This is a genomic window from Halorussus salinisoli (genome assembly GCA_005239435.1).
Classification (GTDB): Archaea; Halobacteriota; Halobacteria; order Halobacteriales; family Haladaptataceae; genus Halorussus; species Halorussus salinisoli.
This window is the reverse complement of record SZNP01000006.1, coordinates 21846-35957: the sequence shown is the minus strand read 5'-3', so window position 1 is coordinate 35957 and position 14112 is coordinate 21846. Positions and strand designations below refer to the sequence as shown.

The window sequence follows — 14112 nt, the reverse complement described above, 5'->3', positions numbered from 1 at the left end:
ATGAATCCGAACGATGCGACGCTGAACGACGCACTGGACGCGGAAATCTGGGAGACGGTCGAAGGCCGCCTCCTGACGAAGATGCTCGAAGAGTTCGCCTACGAGGGGATCGTCTCCCCGCGGAAGGTCGAAACCGGCGACGACCGCTCGGTCTACCGCTTCGAACTCGGGGACTCCGCCTATCGGTTCGAGGCCACCGAGCGACTGATGGACGGCCTCCACGTCCACGGCGACACGGTCGAGCGTCGCACGGACGAGACGTGGGACGACCACCACGACCCGCTCGGTCTGCTCCGTGACCTCGGCGAGACGACGGACCTCGATGGGCTGACCGAAGGGAATCTCGTCCGAGAGTACAAGCGGACGCTGCTCGCCGACGCCCACATCGAGGCGCGCAAACGGAACCGCGACGAGTTCGACCCGCTGGACCTCGATTACGCCCACCTCGAAGGCGAGATGGAGGGCCACCCGTGGATCACCTACAACAAAGGTCGACTCGGCTGGGGGTACGACGACTACCAACAGTACGCCCCCGAGCAGAAGACCCCCGTAACACTCTCGTGGGTTGCCGTCCGCGAAGAGAAAGCCACGTTCGTCTCCACCGAAGAAGTCGGACACGACTCGCTCGTTCGGAGCGAACTCGGCGACCACTACGACCGCTTCCGCGACCGACTCACCTCGCAGGGCCTCGACCCGGACGCCTACTACTTCCTGCCGGTCCACGACTGGCAGTGGGAGAACAGCATCGTCCCGCTGTTCGCCGACGACATCGCGGTCGACGACGTCGTCCCGCTCGGCGAAGGTCCGGACGAGTACCTGCCACAGCAGTCGGTCCGGACCTTCGTCAACGTGGATCACGACGAGAAACACCACGTCAAAGTGCCGATGCGAATCCTCAACACGCTGGTCTGGCGGGGCCTGCCCGGCGAGCGGACGGAGCTCGCGCCCACCGTGACCGAGTACATCAAAGGAATCTACGAACAGGACGACTTCCTCCAAGACCAGGGTCTCGTCCTCCCGGGCGAGATAGCCGGCGTCAACTACGACCACTCGGACTTCACCGACATCGAGAGTTCCCCCTACCAGTACCACGAACTGCTGGGGGCCATCTGGCGCGAGTCCATCTACACCTTCCTCGAAGACGACGAGCGCGCCATCACGCTCTCGTCGCTCATGCACGTCGATGGCGAGAACGAGCCCTACGTCTCTCGACTCGTCGAGCAGTCGGGACTCACCCTCGACGAGTGGCTCGCGGAGTTCTTCGAGACGGTACTCCCGCCGCTCCTCCACTTCCTCTACCGCTACGGGACGGTCTTCTCGCCCCACGGCCAGAACACGATTCTGGTCGTCGAGGACGGCGTTCCTTCCCGCCTCGCCATCAAGGACTTCGTGGACGACGTGAACGTCAGCGACCAACCGCTTCCGGAACTGGAAGCACTCCCCGACGAGGTGCACGACGTGCTCAGGAAAGAACCGCCGGAGGGACTCTGCCAGTTCATTTTCTCCGGGCTGTTCGTCTGCGTACTCCGGTACGTCGCGGACGTTCTCGAAGAGTACGAGGACTACCCCGAAAGGGAGTTCTGGACGCACGCCCGCGAGGCGATTCTCGAGTATCAGGCTCAGTTCCCCGAACTGGAAGACCGGTTCGAGCTGTTCGATCTGCTCCAACCGGAGTTCACGAGGCTCGGCCTCAACCGGAACCGCATCTTCGACTACGGATACGACGACGCGCCCGGCCGTCCCCACGCTTCCGAACACGGGACGGTGACCAACGCGCTCCACGAGGTCGCTGACGGACGCCCGGACTACGCGACGAAGCCGAATTCCGCCGACGACTGACGAGGTCGGCGGAGCAGCGACTCCGAGGAACGCTCACATCCGTCTTCGAGTTTCCCTTCCGGTGGCAGCGGTTCGAATCCGTTCGCGTCGCAGTTCGTAACTCGTGTTGCGATAGCGCCCGTTCGGTTATCGAACGAAGAGTACGGAGGTCGAGTGCAAAACCAGGAGAAAGAGGCGATAAACGCCCGGAATCCGGGCAAAAAGTCTGTACGGGCGACGTGGGATTTGAACCCACGACCTCTTGGTCCGGAACCAAGCGTTCTGTCCGCTGAACTAGCCGCCCTCACACGGTCGTACTTCGCTCGCGGGCTTAACGATTGTGATAGCCGCAACTCAGTCTTCGCTCACGGCGTGGTCGGCGTCGACCGACGTGCCGACCTGCTCGTCGTGGATGACGGCCTCCTTCCACGTTCCGCGGGTGAACCACGCCACGGCGGCGATTGCGCCGGCGATGTGGCCGAGCGCGACGCCGATCCAGATGCCGGTCGGGCCGAGCGTCGTCTCGAAGGCGAGGAAGTAGACCGCGGGCACGCGGATGAGCCAGAGCGTAATCAGCGAGAACGCCATCGCGGTCTTGGTGTTGCCCGCGCCGCGGTAGGCCCCGACCATCACGTGGAAGACGCCGATGAACGCGAACTCGACCGTCCGAATCCGGAGATACTTAGCGGCGTACTCGACGGTCTTGGCCGCCTCGTTCGTCCCGGTCGCCATGAACACCGAGACGATGGGCTCCGGAAAGAGCGCGGCCACGACCGCTAGCGCGAACATCACGGCCGCGCCGACGTTGGCCGCGAGTTTGACCGCGCGCTCGGCCCGGTCGGGGTTGCTCGCGCCGAGGTTCTGGCCGACCATCGTGTTGGTCGCCTTACCGAGGCCGACTGCGGGGAGGAAGACCAGCGAGATGAGGCGATTGCCGAGTCCGTAGGCGGCGATGACCTCCGGTTCGAAGGTCACTATCATCACGGTCAGCGTCACCATCGCGAGCGCGCCCGCGGACTGCTCCAGTGCCGCCGGAATCCCGATTCGAACGATGTCACGGACGTAATCGAGGTCCGGAACGAGGTGGCCGAAGTCGACGTTCGGGCCGATGGCCGTGAAGAACAGCACGTACACGCCGACGAGACCGCCGACCGCGCGGGCGACCAACGTGGCGACTGCCGCGCCCTCGATACCCATCGCGTCGAACGGGCCGACGCCGAAGATGAGTATCGGGTCGAGGACGACGTTGAGTACGACCGTGACGGCCATCACTCGCATCGGGGTTCGCGTGTCGCCGTACCCCCGGAGAAGTGCCGAGAACGCCAGAAAGCCGAACATGAAGGGGAGACCGACGAAGAATATCTCCATGTACTGCTGGGCCAGCGGGACGACTTTGTCGGCGGTGGCGGCGTTGCTCGGGAACAGCGAGAGCATCGGTCCGGCCCCGAAGTGTCCGACGATACTCAGAAGGACGCCGATGCCGACCACGAATCCGAGCGTCTGACCGCCGACCTTCCCGGCCGACCCGTCGCTGTCCGCGCCGGTGTACTGGGCGACTAGAGTACTTCCCGCGACGTTGAACCCACCACCGAACGCGATGAGAAAGTAGATGATCGGGAACGCGAGACTGATTGCACCGACCGCGTTGGCCGAGTAACGACCCAACCAGAAGGCGTCGGCGACGTTGTAGGCGACCTGCAACAGTTGGGTGACGACGATGGGCCACGCGAGGTGGAAAAGAGGGCGGACTAATCCGCCGTCTGTGATACCGTCGGATTTCGTCGATGCCACTGTTCTCTCTCAGAACTGCTTGGGATTTTAATGCTTCGGGTTGAAATTGTAACCCGGCGTCGGGAAAGGAGCCGGAATTCTCCGACTGTGGGCTGTCAGGGCGTCTCGTTCGTTTCGAGCGAGAAGTCGTCGGTCGGGTACGCCGTGCAGGTGAGAACGTATCCCTTGTCGACTTCGTCCTCGCCGAGCGTTTCGTTGTTGCTGTGCCGAACGTACTCGTGGGCGTCGCCCTCCTGAATTTTGCCACCACAGGAGAGACACTGCCCCTGTCGGCAGGCGTAGGGAAGGTCCCATCCCTCCTCCTCGCCGGCTTCCAGCAGGTTCTCGTTGTTGGCGACTTCGACGGTTTCGCCCTCGTTGACGTACTCGACTTCGTAGTACTCCACCTCGTCGTCGGAGATGGCAGCGGGGTCGAAACCGGCCTCTTCTTCGTCTTCACCTTCGAGTTCGCCTTCGGCACCGCCGCCCACCGCGACCGCACCGCCACCGCCGCCGATGGAGCGATTCATCGGCTCGGGGAAGTCGGTTTCCGGCACGGTCTCGGCCCGGCGTTCGAGCACCTCTTGGGAGATGTCGTCGGGAGTTCGCCACTTAGTGCCCTCCGAGTAGTGGAGTGCCACCACGACGAGGACGAGCGTCAGCCCGAGTCCCAGACCCAGTGCGTCTACCATGCGCGGGACTACGGAAGGGTGGTTTAACAGCATTGTGATTGCCCGCCGGAATCAGGCCGGTGATACTACGAGAGAATCGAGTCGAGGACCCGATCGAGACCGAGGTAGACTCGAACGCACTCGTCGGCCTCCAGTCGCGTTTCCGAACTGTCTCCCCCGGAACTACCGCACACCGCAGATTTTTCGCCTCTCACAGAGACGTCCGAGTGTGACAACCAAGATCGCAGTCGTCGTCTACGAGGGCTTCGACGAGATGGACGCTATCGCTCCCTTCGAAGTCTTCTCGAACGCCGCAGACCGCGGGTGCGACCTCGAGGTCAGCCTCCGGACGCTCGAAACCACTGAACGGGTCACGGCCAGCCACGGCCTCGGAATCGAGGTCGACGGCCGACTCGTCGACGCCGACCTCCTCGTCGTCCCCGGTGGCGGATGGAACGACCGCGGGGACGCCAGCGCGTGGGCCGAAGCACGGAAGGGCGACCTGCCCGACGCCATCGCCGACCTCCACGACCGAGGGACGACCGTCGCAGCGGTCTGCACCGGCGGGATGTTGCTGGCAGAGGCCGGGATTCTGGACGGTCGGCCCGCGGTCACGCACGCGGGCGCGTTGGACGACCTCCGAGCGACCGACGCAGAGGTCGTGGACGCCCGCGTGGTGGACGACGGCGACGTATTGACTGCCGGAGGGGTGACGTCGGGTCTCGACTTGTCACTCCATCTGGTGGCGCGACTCTGCAGGGAGGAGGTGGCCGAGGAGGTAGCGACCGAAATCGAGTACGAACCGCGGGGGGAGATCCGCCGGTCCGACGAGAGTCGCTGACGGTCGCCGCGAGCGTCGTTCGATGCAGGTGGTCGAACTCGGCCATAAGTTATAGATATATATGGTATATTATATATGAGTAATTATATAAACGTACTCGACGTCTCTAAACATAGGAGCGTTTCTCCTTCGATCATGACTGCCAACACAAACTCGTCAGAAACCAGCAACACTTTCAAGAGTACTATCGGCGGCTACACCGTCCGCGGCCGCGCCCACAGTCTCAGCGCGTGGTTCGTCCTCTCGCTCCGTCTCATGATGGGCTACGCCTTCGCCTACTCCGGATTCACGAAGATCGCCGCCGCTGAACCGTTCGACGCAGGCGGCTACCTGACCCACGTCGCGGCGACCAACGGCAACCCCCTCGCGGACCTGTTCGCGTGGATGGGTTCGACGGCGTGGTTCGTCGAGTTCGCAAACGTCGCGGTCCCGTGGGGCGAACTGTTCATCGGCCTCGGACTGCTCGTCGGCGCGTTCGTCCGCCTCGCGGCGTTCTTCGGCGCGCTCATGATGCTGATGTTCTACTTCGGAAACTGGGACGTCTCCCACGGCGTCATCAACGGCGACTTCGCGTACATGCTCGTGTTCCTCGTCGTCGCCGCCTTCGGCGCTGGCCGCATCCTCGGTCTCGACGCCTACATCGAGCAGTACGAGGTCGGTGGAGAGACGCTAGTCGAGCGATACCCCGCGTTGGAGTACGTCCTCGGATAACTGTCGAACTTCGAAACGGCTCTTCTACTCCTCGCGCCGAGCTATCTCGTGCCGACCGAACCCGTATCGGAGCCGGTTCGCCAGTCGTCGGGAGAACCGCCCGGTCTCGGACGCCCGCGAACCGAATCGCTCGCCGAGGGCCTGATAGATGAGCGGCACCGGAACCTCCTGTTCGAGGGCCTCTTGGACCGTCCACGTCCCGGTCGAACCGCCGGCCACGTAGTCGTCCACGTCGCCGAGGTCGGTGCCCTCCTCGCGGAACGCCTCCTCGCAGAGTTCCAGGAGCCACGACCGAATCACGGCCCCGTTGTTCCACGTCCTGGCGACCGCTTCGAGGTCGAGGTCGTACCGGCCCTCCGCGAGCAGTTCGAAGCCCTCGCCGTAGGCCTGCATCAGCGCGTACTCGACGCCGTTGTGGACCATCTTGACGTAGTGGCCCGACCCCGCGGGACCCATGCGGTCGTGGCCCGCAGGCCCGGTCGCCACCGCGTCGAAGACCGGCGTCAGTTCCTCGTAGGCCCACTCCGGCCCGCCGACCATCAGCGAGAAGCCGAGTTCGGCCCCGGCCGGCCCGCCCGAGGTGCCGCAGTCGAGGTACGCCGCCGAGGTCTCCTCCGCCCGGCGCGTCGAGTCTTCGAAGTAGGAGTTGCCGCCGTCCACCACGATGTCCTCGTCCGAGAGGTTGGGTTCGAGGTCGTCCAGCGCGGCGTCCACGGCCTCGCCTGCCGGGACCATCAGCCAGATTCGCTTCTCGTCGCCGAGTCGCTCGGCGAGGTCCACCACCGAGTCGGCGGGAGTCGCACCCGCGTCCGCGGCGTCCGTGACTGCTTGCTCGTCCAAGTCGAAGGCCACCACGTCGTGTCCAGCCTCGAGTACTCGGTCCACGACGATGCGGCCCATCCGGCCCAGTCCGACGACGCCCAGTTGCATGGTGGAAAGTGAACGGGGACGGGAGGTAGGGGTTGCGGTTCTGCCTGACCGAACCAACACCAGCCAGAATGCAACGAGTCGACAGGTGTTCCGTCCGTCGACCCTTCTCTCTTCGACGTGGGGACCCTCGTGCAGACGAGAACCTTTATCAGCACCCGACTATTTCATCTTCGTATGAGGCTGACTGCGTCGGTAGTACGTTGAACCGTCCAGCGCAGCGGCGCGTCTTTCTGATTGGACTCTCTCCCGACCGACAGAGTCAGTTATAACCGCACCATGACCGAGATTCCCGCGAGCTACGACCCCGAGCAAGTCGAACCGAAGTGGCAAGAAGAGTGGCGCGAGTCCGACGTGTACCACCACGAGGGCGAACCCGACTACGTCGTCGACACCCCGCCACCGTACCCCACCGGCCAGCTCCACCTCGGTCACGCGCTGGGATGGAGTTACATGGACTTCGCTGCCCGATTCCACCGGTTGCAGGGCGACGACGTGCTGTTTCCGCAGGGGTGGGACTGCCACGGACTCCCGACCGAGGTCAAGGTCGAGGAGGAGGAGGACATCCACCGGACCGACGTGCCCCGAGAAGAGTTCCGCGACCTCTGTATCGAGTACACCGAGGACCGCATCGACGGCATGAAAGAGACGATGCAGTCGCTCGGGTTCTCCCAGGACTGGTCGGCCGAGTACCGGACCATGGACCCCGAGTACTGGGGGAAGACCCAGCGGTCGTTCGTGGAGATGGCCAGCGAGGACGACGAGGACAACTACGTCTACCGCGACGAACACCCCGTCAACTGGTGTCCGCGCTGTGAGACCGCCATCGCGGACGCCGAGGTCGAGAACGTCGACCGCGAGGGGACGCTCTACTACGTCACCTTCCCCGGCGTCGGAAACGACGACATCCAGATTGCGACGACTCGACCCGAACTGCTGGCGGCCTGCGTCGGCATGGCCGTGAGCCCGGACGACGAACGCTACGAGGACCGCATCGGCGACACCTTCGAGGTGCCCCTGTTCGGCCAGGAGGTCGAACTCCTCGCCGACGACGACGTGGATAGCGACTTCGGGACCGGCGCGGTCATGATATGTACGTTCGGCGACAAGCAGGACGTGGACTGGTGGGCCGAACACGACCTCGACCTCCGGCCCGTCTTCACCGAGGACGGCCACCTCGGCGAACTCGCGGGCGAGTACGAGGGTCTGACTATCGAGGAAGCGAAAGGCGTCGTCGCCGACGACCTCGAAGCAGAGGGCTACCTCGAAGACACCGAACCAACCGACCAGTCGGTCGGCGCGTGCTGGCGGTGTGACACGCCCATCGAAATCCTCTCGAAGGAGCAGTGGTTCGTGGAGGTCCGCCAGGACGAGATTCTGGAGAAGGCCCAACAAGTCGAGTGGATTCCCGAGCACATGTACGCTCGCCTCGAAGACTGGACCGAGAGCATGGAGTGGGACTGGGTCATCTCCCGCCAGCGCGTCTTCGCCACGCCGATTCCGGCGTGGTTCTGCCGCGAGTGCGGTCACGACCACATCGCCGGCGTCGAGGAACTTCCGCTGGACCCCACCGAGCAGGACCCCGCGGTCGGCGAGTGTCCCGAGTGTGGCGCGAGCGACTGGGAGGGCGAGACCGACGTGATGGACACGTGGATGGACTCGTCGATTTCGCCCATGCACGTCCAGGGCTGGCCCGACGAGGAGTTCACGCCGACCACGCTCCGCCAGCAGGGCCACGACATCATCCGGACGTGGGCGTTCTACACCCTGCTCCGAGTCACCGCGCTCGAAGACGAGATTCCGTGGGAGGAGGCGCTGGTCAACGGCATGGTGTTCGGCGACGACGGCCACAAGATGAGCAAGTCGCGGGGCAACGCGGTCGGTCCCGAGGAGGCCATCGAGGAGTACAGCGCCGACTCGGTTCGGCAGGCGCTCGCGCTCGGCGGCCAACCCGGGAGCGACATCCAGTTCCAGTGGAAGGAGGTCAAGTCGGCCTCCCGGTTCCTCACCAAGTTCTGGAACATCTTCCAGTTCTCGTCGGGTCACTTCGACGAGGACACCCCCGACATCGAGGCCCCGGCGTACCGCGACGCCGACGAGTGGATTCTCACGAACCTCTCGCGGACCATCGACTCGGTCGAGACCGACATGGAGAACTACCGCTTCGACTCCGCGCTCCGCACCCTCCGGGAGTTCGTCTGGAACGACCTCGCCGACGACTACCTCGAACTCGTGAAGGGTCGCCTCTACGAGGGTCGTCCCGGTGAGCGAGACGCCGCCCGCCACGCCCTCTACACCGCGGTCTCGGCGTCGGTCCGGATGCTCGCGCCGTTCTCGCCGTACTTCGCCGAGGAACTCTACCACTACCTCCCCGGAACCGACGGGAGCGTCCACGCCGCGTCGTGGCCCGCCGTGGAGTTCGACGACGAGGAGGCCGAGCGGAAGGGCGACCTCATCGCTGAAGTCGCCAGCGAGATTCGCGCGTGGAAGTCCGACGAGGGGATGGCGCTCAACGCCGAACTCGACCGCGTCGAGGTGTACTCCGAGCAGGGTCGCGGCTGGGACACCTACGACCTGAGCGAGGCGGTCAACGCACCGGTCTATCCGGAAGAGGGTCAACCGAACGTCGAACTCGTCCCGGTCGGCGTCGACCCAGACCACAGCGTCATCGGGCCGCAGTTCCGGGACAAGGCGGGACAGGTCGTCGGCGCACTCGAATCCGCCGACTTCAACCAACTCAAGAACCAGAAGAAGATCGAGGGCGAGATCACGCTGACGGTCGACGGCGAGGAGGTCACCATCGAGGGTGACGCCGTGGACATCGAAGAGGAGTACCGCGCCGAGAGCGGCGAGGAAGTCGAAGTGCTGGAGACCGAGCGCGCGACGGTGCTGGTGTTCCCGTAGCGCCGACGCCGTTCTCCTACCGCCGACCTCGATTCTTCGGGGGATTAGAAATAAAAACCTTCGCTAGAAAATCGGTTTCACACTTTTAACGTCATATCCCGGTGTCTAAAGACACCTATTCAATTGCCCTCCGTTCGGCGCGCGTTGGCGCGGTCGCACCGCGACCGCGCCAACCCCGCGAGGGAGTCGGCCGCGGATGCGGCCGACGAGGTTGGGGAGGAATGAGGCGGTCGCGGTGCGGGGCCGTGCGGTGCAGTATGATTGGCTCAAGGAGTAGTTAGCTTCTTTTCCCGTTCATCTCCGTGTTCGCGGTTCGGGTGCGGTACGATTGGCTCACCGAGCAACTCGCTTCGAAGACCTGCGAACCGTCGCGGTTTTCACCCGGACACCCCAATCCGACAACTCATGGACCAGCGAATTCACGACCACGCCGAAGTGCTAGTCGATTGGAGCGCCCGAATCGAGGAGGGCGACGACGTGGTGATGCGCGTGGACGAGGGCGCACACGACCTCGCGGTCGCCGTCGCCGAGAAACTCGGCGAGCGCGGCGCGAACGTCCTTCCGACCTACAGTTCCGACGAGGTGGAGTCGGCGTTCATCCGCGGTCACGACGCCGACTTCGACCAGAACCCCGACTTCGAGGTGGCGATGCTCGAACGCGCCGACTCCGTGCTGTCGCTCCGCGGGAAGAACAACACCGCCGCGAAGGCCGCCGCGCCGGGGGACAAGCGGTCGGCGTACAAGAAGTCCCGGACCGCCATCAAGGCCCGGCGGATGGACACCGACTGGGTCTCGACCATGCATCCGACCCGCGCTCACGCCCAGAACGCGGGCATGGGCTACGAGGCGTACAAGGACTTCGTGTACGACGCCATCCTCCGCGACTGGGAGAGTCTCGCCGACGAGATGTCGAACCTGAAGACCCTGCTGGACGAGGGAAGCGAGGTCCGCATCGTCAAGGCCGAGACCGACCTGACGATGTCCATCGAGAACAGGACGGCGGTCAACAGCGCCGCCTCGGTCGCCTACGACTCGCACAACCTCCCGAGCGGCGAGGTATTCACCGCGCCGGAGGCCACCGAGGGCGAGGTCTACTTCGACGTACCGATGACCCACGACGGTGCGCGCATCCGGGACGTTCGCCTCACCTTCGAGGACGGAGAGGTCGTGGACTGGTCGGCCGAAGTCGGCGGCCACGCGCTCGAAGACATCCTGACGACCGACGAGGGGGCGAAGCGACTCGGCGAACTCGGAATCGGGATGAACCGCGGTATCGACCGCTTCACCGACAGCATCCTCTTCGACGAGAAGATGGGCGATACGGTCCACCTCGCGGTCGGTCGGGCCTACTCTTCGTGCCTGCCCGAGGGCGAAGAGGGCAACCAGAGCGCGGTCCACGTGGACATGATTACCGACGTGAGCGAGGACTCCCGGATGGAAATCGACGGCGAGGTCGTCCAGCGGAACGGGCGCTTCCGGTGGGAAGACGGCTTCGAGGGCTAACTACTCTCGTTTCGTTTGAAACACCGTTATAGAAATCGTCTTCTTACACCGTTCCCCCATATTATTTATTAATGCAACTCGTTGATGTGATTGGTTCCGAAAATGGTTCAAACGAGACGCACGTTCATAAAGAGCGCGGCAGTAGCCGGATTGACCCTGAGTGCGGTTCGTCCCGTCGCGGCCGGGGACGACACCCGCTACGTCGTCAACACCGACGGTAGCGGCGTGAAATCGAACGTCGAGGACGCTGGCTACGCCGTCCAGCACGAACTCGGCGGTAACGTCTATCTCGTGGTCGGCTCCAGCGACGACCGGAGCGACCTCGAAAACGTCAACGGTGTCGGGAAGGTCTCCCGCGACGTGAACTTAGAGTTCGAGAAGCCCGAGAAGGACCACGAGAACACCACCACGGACGACGAACTCTACCCCTACCAGTGGGACAAGCAGGTCACGGACGTTTCCGAGGCCCACGACACGGCGACCGGCGAGGGCGCTCGCCTCGCCATCATCGACACGGGCATCGACGTGGACCACCCCGACCTGCAAGCGAACGTCGACGCCGACGCGGGTCGGTTGTTCAAGTTCGGCGACGTGACTCACGACGAGACCGACGTCTACGGTCACGGAACGCACGTCGCGGGCATCGCGGCCGCGAGCGACGACGGCACCACGGGCATCGTCGGCACTGCGCCCGACGCCGAACTCGTCTCGCTCCGCGTGTTCTATTACGCCGACTACGACGACGACGGCGAGGAGGAACTGTTCACCACGGTCGGCGACATCCTCACCGCCATCGACTACGCGGCCAGCATCGACGCCGACGCCGCGAACATGAGCATCGGCACGCCGCCGCTCCCGCCCCAGGTCAACGGTGGCGGCATCCGCGGGGCGTACGAGCGAGTGGTCCGGAGCGCGACCCAGCGCGGCACCGTCGTCGTCGCCAGCGCCGGCAACAGCAGTGCCGACCTCCAGCACGAGGGGTACTTCACGACGCCCAACAGCATCTCGGGCGCGATGAGTATCTCGGCAACTGGCCCGAACGACGAGCGCGTGTTCTACTCCAACTACGGTACCAACGAAATCGACGTGGGCGCACCCGGTGGCGGCTACGAGACGCTCGAGAAGACCCTCTCGGAAGACACCGAGTGGCCCTACCCGACGAATCTCGTGCTCTCGTCGGTGCCGCCGGACATCTACGGCGCGTACTACGCCTACTTCGCTGGCACCTCGATGGCCGCGCCGCAGGTGACCGGGACGGTCGGTCTCGTCCGGAGCCAGTCCCCCGACGCCTCGACCGAGAAGGTCGAACAGGCCATCCGTGACGGTGCAGAAGGCGTTAACGGCCAGAGCAGTGCCGACCTCGGCGCGGGCCGACTCAACGCCGACCAGGCGCTCGACTTCGGCGGCCTGTAGTAGCGCACTCACGCTCCACGTTTCCCCTTCTTTCGTAGCGTCCAAGCCCGTCCAGTGACTACGGCCGGGTATGGACTGGCAAGCGGTCCTCGTCGGCGCGGCTACAGACGCCGCGATTGCGGTCCTCGCCGCGGTCGTCGCACTCCCGGAGGGGACTCGCTGGCCCGCCTTCGCCGCGGTCCTCGCCGGAGGATTTCTCGGCGGCTACCTCGCCGGACGACTCGCCAGCGGGTCGTGGCGAACTCGACTGCGCCACGGTCTGCTCGCGGGACTGCTCGGCGGGGCGGCGCTCGCCGTCGCAATCCGGTGGTCGTTTCAGCCGGGAACCCCGTCAGGGGCGCTCTGGTCCGCGAACTATCTGCTGGCGACTGGCGCGCAATGGCTCCCGTCCGGGTTCACCGCGCGCTACGACGCCCTCCTCGGAGTCGCGGCCGCGCTCGCCTACGGGAGTCTGTACGCGATCGAAGGCGCGCTCGCGGCCGGGGCCGCGCCCGGCGGCGAGTCGGAGATCGTCGCCGTTCAGGACTGATTCCACCACTCGCTTCTGCGGTCGTCGTACGTCGCGTTCCGGAAGGGTTCGGGCCACTCCGAGTCGTTCTCGAAGCCGAAGCCGTAACCGAGCCAGTAGCCGACGTGCCAACCGACCGCCGGGGTGTCGATGTCGCTGAGCGTGACCCGGAGGTGGTCGTAGCGTTCGAGCGCGCCGTCGCCGTCGGGGTCGGTACCGCGGACTCGGCCGCACGACCCGGTGTCACCGGCCCGGCAGGGGAGGTCGTCGGCGAACCCGACGACTACCTCGGCCTCGCTCCGGTTGTCCACGAACTCGAACGAGACGTTGGCGGGGACGGTGCCGTCGGCACCTTCGGCGTAGTAGTCGAGGGCGCGTCGGACCTGCTCGCGGGTCGCGTCGGTGTCCTCGGTGCCGTTCGCCTCGACGAACACCGTGAAGTTGTCGTCGGTCCACGGGAGTCGTCGCTCGGTTGCGTTGGGTCGCGGCAGGGTGGTCAACTGCGAGGTTGGAGCCATGACCGACTGCGGTCCGGCGGAGTGGTTCAGACCGAGCGTGTGGCCGAGTTCGTGTTTCAGGATGAGGCGCGTCGATTCGTTCGAGTAGGACGCGACGACCTCGATGGATATCGGTCGGGAGACCTGTCCGCGCTGATTGACGTACGGCGCGCATCCTGCGGGTTCGGAGACGTTGGCGCACGACTCGATTTCGTCGACGAACTCGACCACGAGGTCGGGATTCGAGGCGTTCGGGTCGAGTTCGTAGTCGATGGAGAACCCGGCGAAGCGCGTGCTGTTGTTCGCCCAGAAGTCGAGGGCGTTCTGCACGAGCGGCCGGAAGTTCCGCGATTCGTTCCCGGTGTTGTTGATAGCGACGGTCAACTCCTCGTCCCCCCACGGGTTCGAGCGATTCGGCGTCTCGTCCGCGGTCAACGCCCGCTGGTCGGCGGTGCGGTCGTCCGTCGCAGTGCCCGGAGCCTCGGTCGTACAACCGGCCAGCACGAGGAGGGCAGCGACGAACACTGTTCGCCACATCAGAGCCTACGA

The 14112-nt window shown here is 64.9% G+C and carries 11 protein-coding genes and 1 tRNA gene; 7 read left to right on the top strand and 5 right to left on the bottom strand.

The genetic code is table 11. The annotated features are described in order from the left end of the window. Positions 1-1839 (top strand): IucA/IucC family protein, encoded by a 1839-nt coding sequence (locus tag E2484_RS17070; RefSeq protein ID WP_137286400.1) that lies wholly within the window; start codon positions 1-3, stop codon positions 1837-1839. A 210-nt stretch (positions 1840-2049) separates the two neighbouring features. Here E2484_RS17070 and E2484_RS17065 read toward each other — a convergent pair. The 3 genes from E2484_RS17065 to E2484_RS17055 all read right to left on the bottom strand — a co-directional run bounded on the left by E2484_RS17065 (position 2050) and on the right by E2484_RS17055 (position 4280). Then, positions 2050-2122, bottom strand: a tRNA-Arg gene (locus tag E2484_RS17065). 50 nt (positions 2123-2172) lie between these two features. After that, positions 2173-3609 (bottom strand): MATE family efflux transporter, encoded by a 1437-nt coding sequence (locus E2484_RS17060; RefSeq protein ID WP_321112692.1) that lies wholly within the window; start codon positions 3607-3609, stop codon positions 2173-2175. A 95-nt stretch (positions 3610-3704) separates the two neighbouring features. Next, positions 3705-4280, bottom strand: a complete 576-nt coding sequence (locus E2484_RS17055; protein ID WP_137286399.1) for a 2Fe-2S iron-sulfur cluster-binding protein — start codon at positions 4278-4280, stop codon at positions 3705-3707. 208 nt (positions 4281-4488) lie between these two features. On the opposite strand from E2484_RS17055, the gene E2484_RS17050 reads away from it, so the two are divergent. Both E2484_RS17050 and E2484_RS17045 read left to right on the top strand, forming a co-directional pair. Further along, positions 4489-5100, top strand: coding sequence for a DJ-1/PfpI family protein (locus E2484_RS17050; protein WP_321112691.1), 612 nt, complete (start codon positions 4489-4491; stop codon positions 5098-5100). A 135-nt stretch (positions 5101-5235) separates the two neighbouring features. Next, the gene (locus E2484_RS17045) at positions 5236-5811 is read left to right on the top strand and encodes a DoxX family protein (protein WP_137286397.1); all 576 of its coding nucleotides are present in this window, start codon (positions 5236-5238) and stop codon (positions 5809-5811) included. Between the two features lie 24 nt (positions 5812-5835). Here E2484_RS17045 and gnd read toward each other — a convergent pair whose 3' ends face one another. Then, positions 5836-6798, bottom strand: coding sequence for a phosphogluconate dehydrogenase (NAD(+)-dependent, decarboxylating) (gene gnd, locus E2484_RS17040; protein WP_137286691.1), 963 nt, complete (start codon positions 6796-6798; stop codon positions 5836-5838). A gap of 219 nt (positions 6799-7017) precedes the next feature. Here gnd and E2484_RS17035 point away from each other — a divergent pair, with 219 nt between their 5' ends. The 4 genes from E2484_RS17035 (at position 7018) to E2484_RS17020 (ending at position 13087) form a co-directional block, all read left to right on the top strand. Next, on the top strand, positions 7018-9642 hold the full coding sequence (locus tag E2484_RS17035) for a valine--tRNA ligase (RefSeq protein WP_137286396.1): 2625 nt from the start codon (positions 7018-7020) through the stop codon (positions 9640-9642). Positions 9643-10047: 405 nt separating this feature from the next. Next, positions 10048-11145 (top strand): aminopeptidase, encoded by a 1098-nt coding sequence (locus tag E2484_RS17030; RefSeq protein WP_137286395.1) that lies wholly within the window; start codon positions 10048-10050, stop codon positions 11143-11145. Between the two features lie 102 nt (positions 11146-11247). Continuing rightward, a complete protein-coding gene (locus E2484_RS17025) occupies positions 11248-12558 on the top strand; it encodes a S8 family peptidase (protein WP_137286394.1) in 1311 nt (436 codons plus the stop codon). 70 nt (positions 12559-12628) lie between these two features. Continuing rightward, on the top strand, positions 12629-13087 hold the full coding sequence (locus tag E2484_RS17020) for a hypothetical protein (RefSeq protein ID WP_137286393.1): 459 nt from the start codon (positions 12629-12631) through the stop codon (positions 13085-13087). Here the strand turns inward: E2484_RS17020 and E2484_RS17015 are convergent. Continuing rightward, a complete protein-coding gene (locus E2484_RS17015) occupies positions 13078-14100 on the bottom strand; it encodes a matrixin family metalloprotease (protein ID WP_137286392.1) in 1023 nt (340 codons plus the stop codon). The two genes, E2484_RS17020 and E2484_RS17015, sit on opposite strands and share 10 nt — an antisense overlap. Between the last annotated feature and the right edge of the window lie 12 nt (positions 14101-14112).